The organism is Pseudoalteromonas sp. S3260, from assembly GCF_005886925.1.
GTDB classification, from domain to species: domain Bacteria; phylum Pseudomonadota; class Gammaproteobacteria; order Enterobacterales; family Alteromonadaceae; genus Pseudoalteromonas; species Pseudoalteromonas tetraodonis.
Genome location: NZ_PNCV01000168.1, coordinates 1 through 3,498, shown reverse-complemented (window position 1 = coordinate 3,498; position 3,498 = coordinate 1). Strand labels below are relative to the sequence as shown.

At 43.6% G+C, this 3,498-nt stretch carries 4 protein-coding genes and 1 pseudogene; all 5 read right to left on the bottom strand.

Annotated elements, in window-relative coordinates; translation table 11 throughout:
• Window positions 1-140: 140 nt before the first annotated feature.
• The gene (gene nth, locus CWC14_RS17750) at window positions 141-773 is read right to left on the bottom strand and encodes an endonuclease III (RefSeq protein WP_013465287.1); all 633 of its coding nucleotides are present in this window, start codon (window positions 771-773) and stop codon (window positions 141-143) included.
• A 45-nt stretch (window positions 774-818) separates the two neighbouring features.
• Entirely contained in the window at window positions 819-1,517 is a 699-nt protein-coding gene (locus tag CWC14_RS17745; protein ID WP_138564212.1) for an electron transport complex subunit E, read from the bottom strand.
• A complete protein-coding gene (gene rsxG / locus CWC14_RS17740) occupies window positions 1,514-2,152 on the bottom strand; it encodes an electron transport complex subunit RsxG (RefSeq protein ID WP_138564210.1) in 639 nt (212 codons plus the stop codon). Before rsxG ends, CWC14_RS17745 begins: the two co-directional genes overlap by 4 nt.
• Window positions 2,149-3,207, bottom strand: a complete 1,059-nt coding sequence (rsxD, locus tag CWC14_RS17735) for an electron transport complex subunit RsxD (protein WP_138564208.1) — start codon at window positions 3,205-3,207, stop codon at window positions 2,149-2,151. Before rsxD ends, rsxG begins: the two co-directional genes overlap by 4 nt.
• Window positions 3,204-3,498: pseudogene (locus CWC14_RS17730) on the bottom strand (electron transport complex subunit RsxC); the annotation flags it as partial. The gene rsxD and the pseudogene CWC14_RS17730, both read right to left, overlap by 4 nt.

Below are 3,498 nucleotides of genomic sequence, written 5' to 3'. Positions count from 1 at the left end.
CCCATGTCGGGCGTACACAAAGCATTTAAGAGTGATTCGCAACGCTTGCCGTTTTCGCTTCGCTCAAAGTATAGGCAAGCGCCGCTCACACCTTAATGCGGCGTTTCCAATGACCGCTCATGGCACAAAGCAGGCTTTGATTACTCAGTTTTATCTTTAAACTCACATAAATCTTCAATAATACAGCTGCCACATTTGGGCTTTCGTGCAGTACACACGTAGCGGCCATGTAAAATGAGCCAGTGGTGCACGTCTACTTTAAATTCTTTGGGGATAACTTTTTCGAGCTTTTGCTCAACCGCAACCACGTCTTTACCCATAGCAAGCTTAGTGCGGTTTGAAACACGGAAAATATGCGTATCTACAGCGATGGTCGGCCAGCCGAATGCGGTGTTGAGTACCACATTGGCAGTTTTACGGCCAACGCCAGGGAGGGCTTCTAGGGCTTCACGGTTCTCTGGCACCTCACCGTTATGCTGATCTACCAATATTTGGCACATTTTATATACATTGGCTGCTTTTGAATTAAACAAACCGATGGTTTTAATGTAATCACGCAGTGTGTCGTGGCCAATATCTAAAATAGCTTGCGGTGTGTTTGCCACTGGAAAGAGTTTTCGGGTGGCTTTATTTACCCCTACATCGGTGGCTTGTGCTGAGAGTGTTACGGCAACTAGCAACTCAAACGGGCTTGAATATTCAAGCTCCGTTTCAGGATGTGGGTTGTCATCGCGCAAGCGAGTAAGTATTTGGTAACGTTTTTCTTTATTCATGTAACTTAAAACGCATTAGCTTTATTAAGTTAATGCGTTTTCCCCTTAAGTTAAGCTAGTAACACGCGCTCTAGGGCCTTTTTCAGCTTCTGGCGGCGTTACTTGTTTTGATTTTATTTGTGCATCAATGACGTTTTTTGCGGCGATCAGCAGCCCAAGCCCTAAGAATGCGCCAGGTGGTAAAATGGCCAGTAAAAACTGGCTATCAAAGCTAAATACTTCGATGCGTAAAGCTGAAGCCCAAGGACCGAGTAATAAATCGGCGCCATCGAATAAGGTGCCTTGGCCAATCAGCTCTCGCATAGCGCCAAGTACAATTAGTACCAACATAAAGCCTAAGCCCATCATCAAGCCATCAAAGGCAGATAAATGCACTGGATTTTTAGAGGCAAATGCTTCAGCACGACCAATAATGGCGCAGTTAGTCACAATCAATGGAATAAAAATCCCTAAAGATTGATAAAGGCCAAAAGTGTAAGCGTTCATTATCAGCTGCACAATCGTCACAAAACCGGCAATGATCATCACAAACACAGGTATTCTAATATCTTTAGGTACCCAGTTACGCACTATTGATACAGTAATATTAGAGCCCACTAATACCAATAAGGTTGCTAAGCCTAAACCTAGCGCATTAGTAATCGTGGAGGTAACAGCAAGTAAAGGACATAAACCTAATAACTGTACTAAGGCGGGGTTATTTCCCCATAGGCCTTCTTTATAAAGGGTTTTTAATTCACTCATAGTGTTACCTCAGGGCAAGCATTCGCTGCTGCAAAAAGATCATCAAAGTTATTTTGTGCATACACTACCGCATTTTTAACTGAGCCAACTACAGCGCGAGGCGTAATGGTTGCGCCAGTAAATTGATCAAACTGACCGCCATCTTTTTTAACGGCCCAACGCGCGTCACTTTCGCTTTGTACTGTTTTTGAATTAAATGAGGTGATCCAGTCTGACTTTTTAATTTCAACTTTATCGCCCAAACCTGGGGTTTCTTCATGCTTAGTAACCCTTACACCAGCAACGCTGCCATCGCGATATACCGCGCTAAGTAAGTTTATATCGCCACTGTAGCCGCTAGGAGTGACATGACGAATGACTAATGCAACGGGTTCGTCATCTTTTCGGGCACGGTAAATTACTTGGTTGTCGTATGGCCCCAGTAAAGGGTCTGATATGATCACACAATCTTGAGAAAGTTCATTAGTGTACTTACTGTGCGGTAATACTTCTTGTAACTGGTTAGTTAATTGCAGTTGCTCTTGCTCTGCAATTTTATCGGCCGTTAACGAGTTTATAGTGGCCACTAATCCTGTTGTAAGGAGTGCGAAACCGCATAATATTGCGCCATTTTTTACCATTGAAGAAATAATCATTTTACTGCTCCATGGCCATAAGTTCTTGGTTGTGTGTAGTAATCAATCAGCGGTACTGCAATATTGATCAGTAATACGGCAAATGCAACCGCATCCGGAAAGCCACCAAATGTACGAATTAAATACACAATTAAACCAATTGCTGCACCATAAATAAGGCGACCTCGATTAGTGGTTGCAGCTGATACAGGATCGGTGGCGATAAAAAAGGCTCCCAGCATAGTCGCACCACTAAACAAGTGAAACACTACACCCGGCTCAGTGCCTGGCGAGGCAATATAACCAATTGCAGCGCATAGGCTTAAACTGGCAATAAAACTCACTGGTATATGCCAGTTAATCACTTTTGTTTTTAATAAATAAAGGCCACCGAGTAAAAAGGCTAAATTAACCCAACCCCAACCTAGGCCAACCCATTCATTAAATACCGGTTTTTGCATACTTTCAGTGACGGTAAGGCTATGAGCAATATCTGTTTTTAACGTATCAAGAGGGGTGGCCATCGTGCTGCCATCAATACCCACTCTGAGCTGATCTAAGCTGTATCCAAGAGTTGTAAAGTCACTAAATATTAGACTAAGCTGCTGGCTAAAAGTAATGCCCGTATTGAGTAACTCTGTAACCGGTAACCAGGCAGTCATTTGCACAGGGAACGACACTAATAAAAGCACATAGGCTGCCATTGCAGGATTAAATAAATTAAAGCCTAAACCACCATAAAGTTGCTTAACAATAACAATGGCAAACAAACACCCTATAACAATAACCCACCACGGCGCTAAAGGTGGAATACTAATCGCTAACAGCACGCCGGTTAGCCATGCGCTGCCATCGCTTAATGAAGGCCAAATAGGGCGCTTACGCATTAGCATAATGGCTGCTTCAAATGCGCTTACACACACTAATGCTAATAATAATTGGATAAGTACACCGGTACCAAAAAATACAACTTGTGCAATAACACCAGGAATACAGGCCGCAATCACAGTTAGCATTAACCGTGTCACAGACTTGTGACTATGATTGTGGGGTGAACTGGCCATGGTTAGTTTCATGACTGATCGTTTCCTTCTTTTTGTTGCTTTTTAGCTTTAGCACGGGCAATGGCGGCGGCTACGGCGGCTTTTTTCTTCGCTTGAGCTGTTTGCTCTGAACCGTTAGAAGATTCATCGTTGCCTTGTGGCTCAGCATTTTCATTCTGTTGTGCTAATGCATTAGCTTGCGCTGCTTTCTTAGCTTTAGCACGGGCAATAGCAGCAGCTACTGCCGCTTTTTTATCATCTGCAGCCGGTGCTGGTGATTCACTTTCTGTGTCATCGCTTGGCGCTTGCTCATTGGCTTGTGCT